Raw genomic sequence first — 15,275 nt, 5'->3', positions numbered from 1 at the left:
GCTTGTCGAAAGTTCTGCCTCCGGAACCAAATCCTGCCCGGGTTCGTTGTCGCGGCGGCTGGACCCGGGTATGGCAGATCGCAACAAGTCGAGTTCAACAGATCACGGGCACAGGGATGCCGGCAACAAACAACCGGCATCGAAGGGCGAACAGCATCAGCCGTTTCGCCTCCGCGACGCCGCAAAGGCGCTCGGACCCGGCCTGATCACCGGCGCGTCCGACGACGATCCGTCGGGGATCGGCACCTACAGCCAGGCCGGCGCGCAACTCGGCTACGGCATCGGCTGGACCATGCTGCTGACCTTTCCGCTGATGGCGGCGATCCAGGAAATCTCCGCCCGGGTCGGCCGCGTCACCGGGCACGGCATATCAGGCAATGTGTGCCGGCATTATTCGGCGGCGCTGCTCAACATCGTGGTGGCGCTGTTGTTCATCGCCAACACGATCAACATCGCGGCCGATCTCGGCGCCATGGCTGATGCGACCAAGCTTCTGATCGGCGGCCACGGCATCGTCTATGTCGTGTTCTTTGGCGTCGTGTCGGTCGCCGCGCAAATCTTCCTCGACTACAAACGCTATGTCGCGGTGCTGAAATGGCTGACGCTCAGCCTGTTCGCCTATGTCGCGGCGCTTGCCTTTGCACAGGTCTCGTGGGGCGAGGCGCTGACCGGCATCCTGCTTCCCAGGATCACCTGGAGCGCGGATTACTTCACCACCATCGTCGCGATTCTCGGCACCACGATCTCGCCCTATCTGTTCTTCTGGCAGGCCTCGCAGGAGGCCGAAGACCAGCGCGTCGACGCGAAGAAGCGGCCCCTGATCGAAAGGCATCACGGCGCGCAGAAGGAATTCCATCGGATCCGCGCCGACACCATCATCGGCATGGCGTTCTCGAATCTGATCGCGCTGTCGATCATCGTGACGGCGGCGGCGACCTTGCACGCGACGGGCAAGACCGACATCCGGAGTTCGGCGGAGGCCGCCGAAGCCCTGAAGCCGATCGCCGGCGCCTTCGCGGAAACGATCTTTGCGCTCGGTATCGTCGGCACCGGATTGCTGGCGATCCCCGTGCTTGCCGGCGCCACCGCCTACGCGGTTGGTGAGGGACGGCGCTGGCCGGTCGGCCTCGCGCGCAAGCCAAAGGAAGCGGCCGCCTTCTACGCGGTGCTGGCGCTGTCGGGTACAATCGGCATCGCGCTCAATTTCACGCCGATCAATCCGATCTCGGCGCTGTACTGGAGCGCCGTCATCAACGGCGTGCTCGCCGTTCCCGTGATGGTGCTGCTGATGCTGATGGCGCGCCGCAACGACGTGATGGGCCGCTTTGTCGTCGGCGGCTGGCTCTATTGGCTTGGATGGCTGTCGACCGCGGCAATGCTGCTCAGCGTGCTGGCAATGGGGATCGGGTTTTTTCTGTAGGGTGGGCAAAGGCGCTTGCGCCGTGCCCACCATCTTTCCCAGGTCATTACCTTGAATGGCGGGCACGCTTCGCTTTGCCCACCCCACGACCTTGTTCAATCCTTCCGGAACACGATCGACGCCATCCAGCCCGTCATCAGCGCCATGAAGGCCGTTACCAGCCCATAGGCAAGACCATTGTTGTGGGCGGCGTTGGCGATGAACTGTTCGAAGCCGACCTTGACGATCTCGAACGCGGTTTCAGTGCGCGTGACCAGCGCGCCGTCGGCGAACAGCTTGATCTCGACGTCGTAGGTGCCGATCGGCACTTCGCCCGGCAGGGGAATGCCGGTGCGGAACAGCGTCGGCGTCAGGAACGTCACCGCCGATTGTTCCTCGCGATACAGCCCGTGCTGTTTGCGCAGGCGCACGAACGCGCTGCGGAACGGGTCGTTGGGCACCACGTCGGCAAAATCAGGGCCGACGCGCTGCGTCAGCAGCACATTGTTGAGGCCGAGTTGCTGCCGCCGCTGCACTTCGGGTGAGGCGATGTCGTCGAACGGCCGGTTGGAAAACAGCGCCAGATACGTCGGCACTTTGAGGAACTGCCGGGAGTCGGTGTTGATCCAGATGCCGAACTTGCGCTCCTTGCGCCGCGTCACCATGTCGGCGCGCGGGCCGCTGACGGTCACGACCAGATCGTAATTGTTGCGGCCGGCCGGCGTCTGGGCGTCCTTTTCGACCGAGCCGAACAGCACCAGCTCCTCGCCGGAATAATTCGGCGTCACCGTCACGCGGTGGTTCGACACCGACACGATCAGCCGTTCGGCGCAGGCCGGCGAAATGGCGAGCGCGGCGCCAAGCACGAGACCTGCCACGATGAGGGAGGCGCGCGCGATCATACCCCGCCTCCCGTTTCGCGGATCGTGAACAGATCGGCCGGCCGGATCACCAGTTCCACGGCAAAGCGGATGCCGACGGCGAGCACCAGAAGCCCGAGCAGCAGCCGCAGATGTTCGCCGCGGATCTTCTGGCCGGCGCGGGCGCCGAACTGGGCTCCGGTCACGCCGCCGATCATCAGGATCAGCGCCAGCACGGCGTCGACCAGATGGTTGGTCACCGCATGCAGCAGGGTAGCGAATATCATCGTCACCAGCGTCAGCACCATCGAGGTGCCGACGACCGTCGAGGTCGGCACCCGCAGCACGTAGATCATCAGCGGCACCAGGATGAAGCCGCCGCCGATGCCCATGACGGCGCCGATGAAGCCGATAATCAGGCCGATCACGACGACCGGGATCACGGACAGGTAGATCTTCGAGCGCTTGAAGCGCATCTTCAGCGGCAGGCCGTGAATCCAGCCATGGCTGCCGGGGCGGCGTATCGTCGCCGCACCGCCGCGCCGGGCCCGCAGCAGCGCGCGCAGGCCTTCCCAAAACATCAGCCCGCCGACCGTCGTCAGCAGGATGACGTAGGACGTCGCGATCAACAGATCGAGCTGGCCGAGCGAGCGCAGCAGCGTAAACGTCCAGACCCCGAGCGCCGTCCCGACGGTACCGCCGGTCAACAAGACCAACGCCAGAATGGGATCGATGGATCGTCGCCTCCAATAGGATATCGCGCCCGAGAAGGAGGAAGCCGCGATGTGGCTCGCGACCGAGGCGACGGCGACCGCGGGCGCGATGCCGACGAAGATCAACAGCGGCGTCATCAGGAAGCCGCCGCCGATGCCGAACATGCCGGAGACGAAACCAACCGCCGCGCCCATCGCCAGGATGAGGAAAACATTGACGGGAATGTCTGCGATCGGAAGGTAGAGCTGCACGCGCGTCTGCTTCTCGTTGTCTGCCGCTGACCTGGCCTAACGGCCGCCCAGGGCATGGTTTCGAGCATTTGCCGGCAGTGGAATCCGATTGGCGCGCAGGGTCAGCGCACGCGGACCGGTTGCCGCATCTTTGCATAACCCAGATCAGTGGCAGGGGGGACTAAAGAATGCCCCGGAAGGCAATTATTTGCCGCACCTGCACACATGCGTGACCGGTGCCTGATAATTTTTCGTCGTCCCGGCCTTGAGCTCAGATGTGCAATTGCACATCGGGGGACCCATACTCCGCGGCCTGCCTTGCTGAACGAGGAAGATAACGTTTAGCGCGCAAAACAATTGCGGCCGGTGGTTATGGATCCCCCGATGTGCAATTGCACATCTGAGCTCAAGGCCGGGACGACAGCAATCAGGGCTTCCCCACCGGATCGGTGACGAGGTTCATGGCGAGCGCCTCCTTGGGCGCAAGCCAGCGGATGTCCTTGGTCTCGGACATCGCCTGCACGACCGACGATGAAACCCCCATTTTGGTCATATAGCCGAGCACCGCGCCTGAAATCTTCTGGGCTTCGGCGAGCGGATCATCCACTTGCTTTGTCGTGGTAAACCGGTGCACGCCCAAGCCTGAGCCCAACACGCCAATGCGGCTCTTGCCGCCGGCATAGACCAGCACGCAGGCGCTGGCGCAATAGGAGGGTTTGACGCGGCCCGCGGCATCGGCGGTGCCGACCGCCGTCATCAGTCCGCGCGAGCGAATGAGCTCGCCCATGATCGCGGCCTGATTCAAGTCGCCGCCGGGCGAAGACATCAGGATCACGTCGCCTGCGGCAAGCTGGGCCTCGTCCAGTTTCTCGCGGAACCATCTTGCCGCCCCGGGTCCGATCTCTCCCTTGATGAACAGGGCGCGCCGGTCACGCGCGGCGCCATTGAGATCGAGCTTGGCGACCACGGAGGAGGTCAGGCTCGGCGAGACATACTGGTCTTTCCAGTAATCCCAGGCGTCGGGCCGCGACAGGTCGCGATAGGCTTGAATGCCGATGCTGGCAAGCAAAAGCACGAAGATGAGAATGGAGCCGAGCGGCCATTGGCTCCGCGCCGTTTGCGGTTGCTGCGGAGGAGGCGGCGGCTGAGATCGCCACGGCGAAGGCGCGGACTGCTCGGCCAGCTTGCGCGGCGGCGCGACCGAAGGCCCGGTTGGCGACTTTCGGAAACGGTCTTCCCCGTCCTGACCATCTTCGGCAGACAATCGATCCTCACTGCAAAGCCGCGCGAGGCCACGCCGGCCCCGTCAGATCATACGGCTTTATATGGAGGGATTATCGGGTCGATGCCAGCGGCGCCGCCGCCGAGGCTGCGGCGCGCTTGGTCGAAGCCTGCTTGGCGGCGGGTTTGGTCGCAGCTGCGGGCGCAGGCGCCGGGTCCCAGCCACCGGCCGGGGTTGCGACATTGACGGCGGCGTCGGGCTGCGGCTCCGGCGTAAAGGTCTGGATCGCGAGCTTGGCTGCCGCCAGCGACTGGGCGTCGAGACGCTTGGCGATATCGTCACGCTTGCGGCCGGAATCCGCATCCCCCTGGGCCGCCGCGAGGCTGAACCATTTGAAGGATTCGGCGAGGTTCTGCTCGACCCCGATGCCGCGGGCATAGAGGATGCCGAGGTTGAACTGGCTGTCGGCGACGCCGCGATCGGCCGCCTTGCGGAACCATTGCGACGCGACCTTGTAGTTGGCGCCCTTGCCGCCGCCATCGGCGTCGAGCACGGCCAGATTGTGCATCGCCTTGGCGTTGCCGCGTTCGGCCGCCTGCAGATAGTAACGCCGCGCGACATCGGCGTCCTTTTTGACGCTCATGCCCTTCTCGTAGAAGGTGCCGAGCCGGAAGATCGCGGGCACCACGCCGGCTTGCGCCGCGCGGTCATACCATTTTGCGGCTTCGTCGAGATTGGCTGCTACGCCCTTGCCCTCGGCAAAGCGCACGCCGACTTCATAGGCTGCGGTCGGATCGCCCTTCAACGCAGCGGCGCGCAGCATCGGTCCGCCGATGCCATCGGGCAGTTGCTCGCCCTGCGGCACCTGCACCATTCCAGGCTTGCCGTTGGCTGGCAGGGCCGGGAGCGCGCCGGTGATGTCGCCGGCATTGATCGGCGACATTGCCCCCTGCGCCGGGATGGACATCGCCGCCTGCGGCGCGATCGCGGTCTGGGGAATAGCGGCTTGAGTAATAATGCCCTGAGGAATCGTGGCCTGAGGAATCGTGGATTGGGGAATAGCGACTTGCGCGCCGTCCAGCGTGTTCGGTGCGGAGGAGTTGTTCGATTGCCGTCCGATCGGGGCGGGCGACATCATGGAGGGCCCAGCCGGCGCCGGCATGGCGGGCTTGGCGCTGTTCTCGGCCGGTGCTTTTGAGGCCGGCGCCGGATCGGTGGATTCCATCTGCGGAATTTGCGGCGCGCTGCCGGTGTCGAGCAGCGTCATCGCCAGCTGGAAGGTGCTGAGCACGATCGCGAATACGCTCGCGCCGACCAGCAGCGAGCGGATCTTGGAGGTGATGTTCGACGGCTCCTTGCCGTCGGTCTTGCCCTTGTCGATCGCGGTGACCTTGGCGGCCTTCGCGTTAGCCTTCGCAGCGGCCTTGGCCGCCTTCTCGTTGGCGGGCGCGGCGGCAGCAGCCTGCGCGGCGCGGCGGGCGGCGGCGATAAAGCTCGACGAACTGACCGGCTCCTTGGCGGCCGCGGAAATTTCGTTGATCACGCTTTCGGATGCGGCGATCCGCTCCGATGGCGACGACGCCCGTGCGGTCGGCCGTGTGCCAGGCTCCAGCGGATGATCCGGCGGCAATTCCGGCGCGATCGCGGTGCGCGGCGGGGCTGCGTGCGGCTCGAGGATTTCGCTGATGGCGCGCGGCGTCATCGGCGGAATGGCCGGCGGCGCTACCGGCTCCGCGGCATGGAAGTCGCGCGGCGCGGCGGCAAAATACTCCTGGGAGGCTGCGGGATTCGGCAGCTCAGGTTTCGGCTGCGGCGCAAAGGCCTGCGGCTGAGCCTGAGGGACATAGGCCGGCGGTGCAAAGCTGGGCGGCGGCATCGCCGCACGGGGTGCTTCCGCGGGGGCTTCGAATGCAGAGGGGGCGGGAGCTGCCGCGGGCGGTGCGGCGCGAACCGCGCGCAGATCGCCTTCGATCATCGCCAGCCGATCGACCACATGGCCGAGCGTGCTGTGAACCGTCTCCAGCGAATCCTGCGTGCGGCGATCGGTTTCCGACTGGCTGAAACGGAGGTCCGACAATTCGCGCTTGACGGCTTCGACGATGCCGGAATCCATCGACTGCGGCGCCGCATAGCTGCTGGTATTGTCGGCGAGCCTGACCAAATTCGCGTGCTGGTGTTCGAGATGGCGCAGGATGTCCTGCAGTCCTTCCTCGACACGCCCGAGATTGCCGCTGCCAGAACCGCCCTGGCCGCCGGAGGTCTCCAGGCGTTCCAGCAGATAGGTCACGCGCTGTTCGAGATGGGTGAACGCCGAAGCATTGTCGTTGCCGGCCGGGATCCGATCCAGGCGTTCGGACAGCGAGCGCAGCGCGCCTTCGATATATTCGGAATTGTCGCTTGCGACCGGCCGTTCGCGCGTTTCGATCGACGAGGTCAGCGCGGCAATTCGCGCTTCGAGGCTGGCCAGCGACTCGCTGTTGTCGCCGGCGCGGGACAATTGGTCGACCTTGGCCGACAGCGCATGCAGATCGTCGGAAACCCGTGCCAGCGCATCGTTGGACGCAACGTTGGAGGCGATCGCCCGCATTGCCGAGATCGCGTCTTCGAGCTGACGCACCGTCGACGGATCGTCGTTCGTACGCAGGATCAGGTCGAGCTTGGTGCCGAGATTGCGGATCGCGTCGTCATAGCCCGCGAGTTGCTCCGCCGGCTTCAGCGAACGCAGCGCGTCGTAGATTTCGCCGAGCGCGCGCTCGAGGTTGGCCAGCACGTTGGCATCGGTGCCGTTCTGGCGGGTTTCGTCGATCCGGCGCGACAGCGAGCGGATTTCGTTCTCGATCGAATCGATCGCCTGGCGCGGCATCGCTTCGGTAATGGCGCGGCGGATATCGGCAAGTTCGGTGCGGAAGGCCGCGATCGACTGCTCGACATTGTCGGGGCGCTGCATCGCCTCGATCTGGCTCGTGATCTTGAGCAGATGCCGTTCCAGCGACGAAAAATCCGGACCGGCGGGGATGGGAGCAGATGCGGGCGCCGGTGCAGGCGGCTGCATCGGTGGCGCATAAGCCAAGGCAGGGGCGCTCGGCGCCATCGGCGGCACACCTGCCGCCATCGGCGGCGCGCTGCGCGGCGGCATCTGCCGGGACGGCACCCCGTCCAGTTCGTTCTGGCGCGCGGCGATTTCGGCGATCGCCGAATCAAACGACGCCGGGCTCAGCGGCGGCGAGGGACGATAGACTTGCGTCGCGGCGCGTTCGACCATCTCGGCCTGGCGCTGCCGCTCCTGCACCGTCGGCTGGCGCGGCGCGTGGCTTGAAATCTGCGACAGCCGCGCATCGAGGCGCGAAATGGCGTCGTTCAGCTGCCGCGCGACGGTTGGTTCAGCGCGGGGCGCTTCGGTTCGGGGCGCGTCGCTCCGCGGGGCGGGGCGGGAAATCTGATCGATCTGCCGGGTGATCGAATCGAGCCGCTGGTGAATGTCCGCGACCTCGCGGCTCTCCGCGCTCGGCATCGCCGGCTGCTCGTCATAGGGCGCACGGAAATTCGGCGGGGCGGAATCGCCGATGGTGGAATTGAGCCAGTCGCTCAGCGACATGCCAGCGCGCCGCGCGGCAGCCTCGGCCCTTTCGCGGACCGATGGATCGATGCCCTCTACACTCCACGATACGCGCGAATTCATGCTCTCGTCCGGTTCTGACTCTGGCGCTTCCTGCGCCTTCAGCCTCCCCGCGCGTCCCATCCAGGAGACAATCGAATTTCGCGCAGGTCGTCTGCCTCAGAACCTGACTTTTTCGCGTTACGGTAAATAACGGGTTAAGGAATGCGGCCGCACGGCCCTAAAGTTAACTTTGGAACCCGGCCAGCCGGTTCCGCCGCCGCTCAGCCGTTGTTTTCGCGGCTGGTGTCTTCGAGCAGCAGGACCGAAGCAGGTTTCGCGACGGCGGCCAGGGTCTCGATCGCCTCTTCGCACCATTCCGCCACGGCTTGTTCGTGGCGCAGACCGATGCGCAGTCCCAGCAGCTTACCGGTGTCGGCGACGGAGGTGGCCTTGCCGTCCGGAAACAGCTTGTTCAGGATTCGCTCATAGCGAGCGTAGCGGTCGCGGTGATGTTCCAACCGCGCCATCAGGTCGGCGCGCAAGGGCTCGATGTCGAAGCTGTCGAGCGCGCACAGCCGAACCAGCAGGTCGTCCTTCATCATTGGCGGGCTGCTTGGTCGGGCGCCCCAGTGCCGCAGCGCGGCCCGGCCCTCCTGTGTCAGCGTATAGACCAGCTTGTTGGGCTTGCCGGACTGGACCACCTCGTGGCCCTGGATATGGCCGCGATCCCTGAGCTTCGAGAGTTCGCGATAGATCTGCTGGTGGTCGGCCTTCCAGAAGAACCCAATCGAGGAGTCGAACGTCTTGGCGAGCTCATAGCCCGACATCGGACGTTCCGTCAGACAGGCAAGGATTGCGTCACCGAGCGCCATTAGGCCGATCCCTCAAAATCGCGAAAACAACCCCATGCAAAGAAAGGAAAGTGCCCCGTCGCTCGACCAAATTGTCGCGTTGACTTTATGCATAAAGTTGCATATGCGTCAACGTGCATAAAGATTGGGCTAAACCCGTATCGAGCCGATCGGAGACGCATCATGACCGTGACTGCACTCGACAAATGGTACGGCTACATGAAGTCGCACGATTCCGCGGCACTTTGGGATCTGCTGCACCCCGACGCGGTGTTCGAGAGTCCCGTCGTCCATACCCCGCAGCGCGGGCGTGACATCACCTTCAAATATCTGTCGAGCGCCGAGAAAGTGCTGGGCGGCCCGGGCTTCAGATATGTCGGCGAATGGCGCAGCGACAATGGCGCCGTGCTCGAATTCGAAAAAGAAATCGACGGCATCGTGATCAACGGCGTCGACATCATCACCTTCGCGGAAGGCAAGATCACGCACTTCAAGGTGATGGTGCGGCCGCTCAAGGCGATGAACCTGCTGCATCAATTGATGGGCGCGCAGCTCGCAAAAGGGTGAGGCCGCGTCGTCCGGAACCGGATAAGGTCCGTCTCTGAAATCCGAAGCGCCTGCTGGCTTGCCGACTTTCACCTGAAACGTAATCAGCCGATTCATTCTGCCCTGCCGGGAGAACACCATGCCGACCTACAAAGCCCCCGTTGAAGACGTCACGTTTCTGCTCAACGATGTGTTCCAGATCGACCGCTACGACAATCTTCCGGGTTTTACCGACGCATCCGCGGATGTCCGCGAAGCGATCCTCGGCGAAGCGGCGAAGCTTTCCGAAGAAGTGCTGCAGCCGCTGAACCGGGTGGGCGATCTCGAGGGCTGCGTCCGCCACGATGACGGCCGCGTCACCACGCCGAAGGGTTTCAAGGAAGCCTTCAAGCAGGTCGCCGAAGGCGGCTGGCTCGGGCTGTCGGCTCCATCCGAATATGGCGGGCAGGGGCTGCCGGTCACGCTGAGCCAGGTCGTGACCGAATTCCAGAGCTCGGCCAACATGGCGTTCTCGATGTATGGCGGCCTGACCATGGGCGCGACCGCCGCATTGATGGTGCACGGCAAGCCCGAACAGAAGAAGATGTTCGTGCCGAAGATGGTGGCGGGCGAGTGGACCGGCACCATGAACCTCACCGAGCCGCAATGCGGCACGGATCTCGGTCTGCTCCGCACCAAGGCGGTCAAGCAGGCCGACGGCAGCTACAAGATCACGGGCACCAAGATCTTCATCTCCGCCGGCGAGCACGATCTCGCCGACAACATCATCCATCTCGTGCTGGCGCGCATCGAAGGCGCGCCCGCGGGCATCAAGGGCGTGTCGCTGTTCGTGGTGCCGAAGGTGCTGGTCAATCCCGACGGCTCGCTCGGCGCTCGCAATGGCGTGTCCTGCGGCTCGATCGAGCACAAGATGGGCATCCACGGCAATTCCACCTGCGTGATGAACTACGACGGCGCCACCGGCTGGCTGATCGGCGAAGAGAACAAGGGCATGCAGGGCATGTTCGTGATGATGAACGAGGCCCGCCTCGGCGTTGCCGTGCAGGGCCTCGCGCAATCCGAGGTCGCCTATCAGAACGCGGTCAATTACGCGCGCGAGCGCCTGCAGGGCCGGTCGCTGACGGGCGCCAAAGATCCGGACAAGCCGGCCGATCCGATCATCGTGCATCCCGACGTGCGCCGCGTGCTGCTGACGATCCGCGCCTTCAACGAGGCTGCCCGTGCGATGGTGGTGTGGACCGCGCTGAAGAGCGACGTCGCGCATCGATCCACCGATCCGAAGGATCGCCAGGAAGCCGACGACCACATGGGCCTAATGACGCCGGTCATGAAGGGCGTGATGACCGATGTTGGTTTCTCCAATTCGGTGCTGGCGCAGCAGATGTATGGCGGCCACGGCTACATCGCCGAACACGGCATGGAGCAGTTCGTGCGCGATGCGCGCATCGCCATGCTGTATGAAGGCGCCAACGGCATTCAGGCGCTCGACCTCGTCGGGCGTAAACTGCCGCGCGACGGCGGCCGCGCTGTGATGGCGTTCTTCGGCGAGGTCGGAGCCTTCGCCAAGGAGCACGGCACTGACGAGGCGATGAAGCCGTTCGTGACGCCGCTCTCCACCGCGCTCGGCCATCTGCAGCAGGCCACCGGCTGGCTGATGCAGAACGCGCTCACCAAGCCCGACAATGCCGGTGCCGCCGCCACCGACTACATGCAATTGTTCGGCCTCGTCACCTTTGCCTATATGTGGGCAAAGATGGCCAAGGTAGCCCAGGACAAGATTGCGGCGGGGAGTGCCACGCCCTATCTGACCACCAAGCTGGTGACCGGCCGCTTCTTCATGGAGCGGATGCTGCCGGAAACGACGGTGCACCTCGCGCGCATCCAGACCGGCTGCGCGACTACCATGGAACTGGCGGCGGAAGCGTTCTGAAGCGTCCTGCAAAATTCTATCGTCATTGCGAGCGCAGCGAAGCAATCCATAGACCCACAACGGAAGCATGGATTGCTTCGTCGCTTCGCTCCTCGCACGACGACCTAACGATCTGACTGTTCTGCAATTCGTCTGGCTCGATCAGGGCCTGCACCGAAACGGGAGAAAACCATGCCTGAGGCATATATCTACGATCACGTTCGCACCCCGCGCGGCCGCGGCAAGGCCGACGGCTCGCTGCATGAAGTGACCGCGCTGGCGCTGGCCACCGTGCCGCTGCAGGCGCTGAAGGAGCGCAACAATCTCGCCGTCGACGTTGTCGACGACGTCGTGCTCGGCGTGGTCGATCCGGTCGGCGAGGCCGGAAGCGACATCGCGCGCTTTGCGGCGCTCAAGGCCGGCCTCGGCCAGGCCGTCCCCGGCGTTCAGATCAGCCGCTTCTGTGCTTCCGGCCTCGATGCCGTGAATTTTGCCGCCGCCCAGGTCATGGCCGGCCAGCATGAGCTCGTGATCGGCGGCGGCGCCGAATCCATGAGCCGCGTCGGCATCGGCGCCTCCGGCGGTGCCTGGCCGATGGATCCCTCGATGGCGGTGCCGGCCTATTTCATGCCGCAGGGCGTCTCGGCCGATCTGATCGCGACCAAATACGGCTTTTCGCGCGATGACGTCGACGCCTACGCGGTGCAGAGCCAGCAGCGCGCCGCGAAAGCCTGGGAAGAGGGCCGCTTCAAGAACTCCGTGGTGCCGGTGAAGGACATCAACGGCCTCACCATCCTTGCGAAGGACGAGCATATGCGCCCGACCACGACGATGCAGTCGCTTGGCCAGCTGCAGCCATCGTTCGTGGCGATGGGCCAGATGGGCGGCTTCGATGCGGTCGCGATCCAGTCGCACCCCGAAGTCGAGCGCATCAATTACGTGCATCACGCCGGCAACTCCTCCGGCATCGTCGACGGCGCGGGCGCCGTGCTGCTCGGCAGCAAGGAAGCCGGCGCCAAGCACGGCCTCAAGGCGCGCGCGAAAATCCGCGCCTTTGCCAATATCGGCTCCGAGCCCGCGATGATGCTGACCGGCCCGGTCGACGTCACCGAAAAGCTGTTCGAGCGCTCCGGCATGAAGAAGTCGGACATCGACCTGTTCGAACTCAACGAGGCCTTCGCCTCGGTGGTGTTGCGCTACATGCAGGCCTTCGACATCGACGCTTCCAAGATCAACGTCAACGGCGGCGCGATCGCGCTCGGCCATCCGCTCGGTGCCACCGGTGCGATGATCCTCGGCACCGTGCTCGATGAACTCGAACGCACCAACAAGTCGACCGCGCTGGTGACGCTGTGCATCGGCGGCGGCATGGGCACCGCGACCATCATCGAGCGGGTTTAATTTTTTCCCTCTCCCCTTGTGGGAGAGGGTGGCGCCTCACGCAGTGAGGCGACGGGTGAGGGGTTCTCTCCGCGGAGAGATTTCTCTCATTGGATAGAGACCCCTCATCCGGCGCGCGTTGCGCGCCACCTTCTCCCACAAGGGGAGAAGGAAGACCAAAATCGGGAGCAACACATGGCCTTCAAGAATTTCAAGCTGGAAACCGACGCCGACGGCATCGTGCTCGTCACCTGGGATACGCCCGGCCGTTCGATGAATGTGCTCGACGAGACCTCGGCCACCGAACTTGAGGAGATCGTCAAGCAGACCACCGCCGATGCCGCCGTGAAGGGCGTCGTCATCACCTCGGGCAAGGAAGCGCTGTGCGCCGGCGCTGACCTGTCGATGCTCGAAGGCATGGCCCATCAATATGCCGATTTGCTCAAAGCCAAGGGCGAAGAAGCCGCCAACCAGATGCTGTTCGACCAGAGCCGCCGCTTCTCGCAGGTGTATCGCAATATCGAAATTTCCGGCAAGCCGTGGGTCGCCGCGATCAATGGTCTTGCGCTCGGCGGCGGTTTTGAACTGACGCTGGCCTGCCACTACCGTGTCGCCGCCGACAACCCGAAGACCCGGCTCGGTCTGCCCGAGGTGAAGGTCGGCCTGTTCCCCGGCGCCGGCGGCACCCAGCGCGTGCCGCGTATCGTGCAGCCCGCCGATGCGATGCAGCTGCTGCTCAAGGGCGAGGCTATTAACCTCACCCGCGCCAAGGCGCTCAACCTCATTCACGCCATCGTCCCGCCCGCCGACATGATCAAGGCGGCGAAGGACTGGATCAAGGGCGGTGGCAAGGCCATCGCGCCCTGGGACGAGAAGGGTTTCAAGCTTCCCGGCGGCCCGGTGTTCTCCAAGGCGGGCATGCAGATGTTCCCGGCGGGCAACGCGATCTACCGCCGCGAGACCTACGACAATTACCCGGCGGCGCGCGCCATCATGAGCTGTGTCTATGAAGGCCTGCAGTTGCCGATCGACGCGGCGCTCCGCGTCGAGTCGCGCTACTTCACGAAAGTACTGCGCTCCAACGAAGCCGCCGCGATGATCCGCAGCCTGTTCCTGTCGATGCAGGAACTGAACAAGGGTGCACGCCGCCCGCAGAACGTGCCGCCGACCAAAGTGAAAAAGCTCGCGGTGATCGGCGCCGGCTTCATGGGTGCCAGCGTCGGCTACGTCTCCGCGCGCGCCGGCATCGACGTGGTCTTGATCGACCGCGATCAGGCCAGCGCCGACAAGGGCAAGGGCCACGCCCAAACCGTGATCGACGATCTCATCAAGAAGGGCCGCGCCAAGGAAAGCGACCGCGACGCCGTGATGTCGCGCATCAGCGCCACCGCCGACTATGGCGTGCTGAAAGACTGCGACCTCGTCATCGAGGCCGTGTTCGAGGATCGCAAGGTCAAGGCCGAAACCTACGCCAAGGCGCAGCCGCTCCTGAAGGATGGCGCGATCTTCGCCTCCAACACCTCGACGCTGCCGATCAACTCGCTGGCCGAGGAGTTCAAGGACCAGGGCAAGTTCATCGGCATCCACTTCTTCTCGCCGGTCGAGAAGATGATGCTGGTCGAGATCATCGTCGGCAAGAACACCGGCGATGCCGCGCTTGCCACCGCGCTGGATTACACGCGGATGATCGGCAAGACGCCGATCGTCGTCAACGACAGCAGAGGCTTCTACGCCAACCGCTGCGTCGGCCGTTACATCGCCGAAGGCAACGAGATGTTCCTCGAAGGCGTGCCGCCGGCGATGATCGAGAACTGCGCCAAGATGGCCGGCATGCCTGTCGGCCCGCTGTCGCTCTCCGATGAAGTGGCGCTCGATCTCGGGCTCAAGGTGATGAAGGCGACCGAGGCCGATCTCGGGCCGAACTCCATCAACCCCGATCAGAAGAAACTGATGGTGGAGCTGGTCGAGAAGCAGGGCCGTCTCGGCCGCAAGAACAGCAAGGGCTTTTACGACTATCCCGAGAAGGGCAAGGGCCAGAAGAGCCTGTGGACCGGACTTGCCGATCTGCAGCCGAAGAAGCTCGACCCCGACACGCTCGACATCGAGGAACTGAAGCAGCGTTTTCTCGTCGTGCAGGCGGTGGAAGCCGCACGCACGGTGGAGGATCACGTCATCACCGACATGCGCGAGGCCGACGTCGGCTCGATCCTCGGCTTCGGTTTTGCGCCGTTCACCGGCGGCACGCTGTCCTATATCGACTTCATGGGCACCAGGAAGTTCGTCGAACTCTGCCACAAGTTAGAGGCCAAATACGGCTCCCGCTTCACGCCGCCGAAATTGCTGGAGGACATGGCCGCCAAGGGCGAGACCTTCTATGGCCGCTTCCCGCCGAAGAAGCTGGCGGCGGCGTAACGCTAATCCATCGTCGTCCCTGCGAAAGCAGGGACTCATACGCCGTGTCCTATCGAATGGGCACAACGGCAGCTACCTTCTTTCACCACGAGCATTCGTGGTTATGGGTCCCGGCCTTCGCCGGGACGACATGTGGAAAGAGCACGCCAGATAA

At 64.4% G+C, this 15,275-nt stretch carries 10 protein-coding genes; 5 read left to right on the top strand and 5 right to left on the bottom strand.

Features of this window, described 5'->3' with window-relative positions:
* Positions 1 to 70 precede the first annotated feature (70 nt).
* Positions 71 to 1,420 carry an NRAMP family divalent metal transporter gene (locus ABIE49_RS17720; RefSeq protein WP_192735411.1) on the top strand — a complete coding sequence of 450 codons (1,350 nt, stop codon included), beginning with the start codon at positions 71 to 73 and terminating at the stop codon, positions 1,418 to 1,420.
* A 95-nt stretch (positions 1,421 to 1,515) separates the two neighbouring features.
* Here ABIE49_RS17720 and ABIE49_RS17715 read toward each other — a convergent pair whose 3' ends face one another.
* The 5 genes from ABIE49_RS17715 to ABIE49_RS17695 form a co-directional block, all read right to left on the bottom strand.
* Complete coding sequence (locus ABIE49_RS17715) at positions 1,516 to 2,301, bottom strand: TIGR02186 family protein (RefSeq protein WP_192735410.1); 786 nt, start codon at positions 2,299 to 2,301, stop codon at positions 1,516 to 1,518.
* A complete protein-coding gene (locus ABIE49_RS17710) occupies positions 2,298 to 3,224 on the bottom strand; it encodes a sulfite exporter TauE/SafE family protein (RefSeq protein ID WP_192735409.1) in 927 nt (308 codons plus the stop codon). Before ABIE49_RS17710 ends, ABIE49_RS17715 begins: the two co-directional genes overlap by 4 nt.
* A 406-nt stretch (positions 3,225 to 3,630) precedes the next feature.
* On the bottom strand, positions 3,631 to 4,467 hold the full coding sequence (locus ABIE49_RS17705; protein WP_192735408.1) for a COG3904 family protein: 837 nt from the start codon (positions 4,465 to 4,467) through the stop codon (positions 3,631 to 3,633).
* A 70-nt stretch (positions 4,468 to 4,537) separates the two neighbouring features.
* A complete protein-coding gene (locus ABIE49_RS17700) occupies positions 4,538 to 8,104 on the bottom strand; it encodes an SEL1-like repeat protein (protein ID WP_192735407.1) in 3,567 nt (1,188 codons plus the stop codon).
* A 200-nt stretch (positions 8,105 to 8,304) separates the two neighbouring features.
* Positions 8,305 to 8,895 (bottom strand): PadR family transcriptional regulator, encoded by a 591-nt coding sequence (locus ABIE49_RS17695; protein WP_192735406.1) that lies wholly within the window; start codon positions 8,893 to 8,895, stop codon positions 8,305 to 8,307.
* Positions 8,896 to 9,057: 162 nt separating this feature from the next.
* Between ABIE49_RS17695 and ABIE49_RS17690 the strand changes: the two genes are divergently transcribed.
* The 4 genes from ABIE49_RS17690 to ABIE49_RS17675 all read left to right on the top strand — a co-directional run bounded on the left by ABIE49_RS17690 (position 9,058) and on the right by ABIE49_RS17675 (position 15,121).
* A complete protein-coding gene (locus ABIE49_RS17690) occupies positions 9,058 to 9,441 on the top strand; it encodes a nuclear transport factor 2 family protein (protein ID WP_192735405.1) in 384 nt (127 codons plus the stop codon).
* Positions 9,442 to 9,559: 118 nt separating this feature from the next.
* Positions 9,560 to 11,350 (top strand): acyl-CoA dehydrogenase C-terminal domain-containing protein, encoded by a 1,791-nt coding sequence (locus tag ABIE49_RS17685; protein ID WP_192735404.1) that lies wholly within the window; start codon positions 9,560 to 9,562, stop codon positions 11,348 to 11,350.
* 171 nt (positions 11,351 to 11,521) lie between these two features.
* A complete protein-coding gene (locus ABIE49_RS17680) occupies positions 11,522 to 12,730 on the top strand; it encodes an acetyl-CoA C-acetyltransferase (protein WP_192735403.1) in 1,209 nt (402 codons plus the stop codon).
* A 174-nt stretch (positions 12,731 to 12,904) separates the two neighbouring features.
* Positions 12,905 to 15,121, top strand: a complete 2,217-nt coding sequence (locus tag ABIE49_RS17675) for a 3-hydroxyacyl-CoA dehydrogenase NAD-binding domain-containing protein (RefSeq protein ID WP_192735402.1) — start codon at positions 12,905 to 12,907, stop codon at positions 15,119 to 15,121.
* The last annotated feature ends 154 nt before the right edge of the window (positions 15,122 to 15,275 follow it).

The organism is Bradyrhizobium sp. OAE829 (genome assembly GCF_040546575.1).
GTDB lineage: Bacteria > Pseudomonadota > Alphaproteobacteria > Rhizobiales > Xanthobacteraceae > Bradyrhizobium.
The sequence above is the reverse complement of the archived record's forward strand: the minus strand, read 5'-3'. Positions and strand labels throughout refer to the sequence as shown.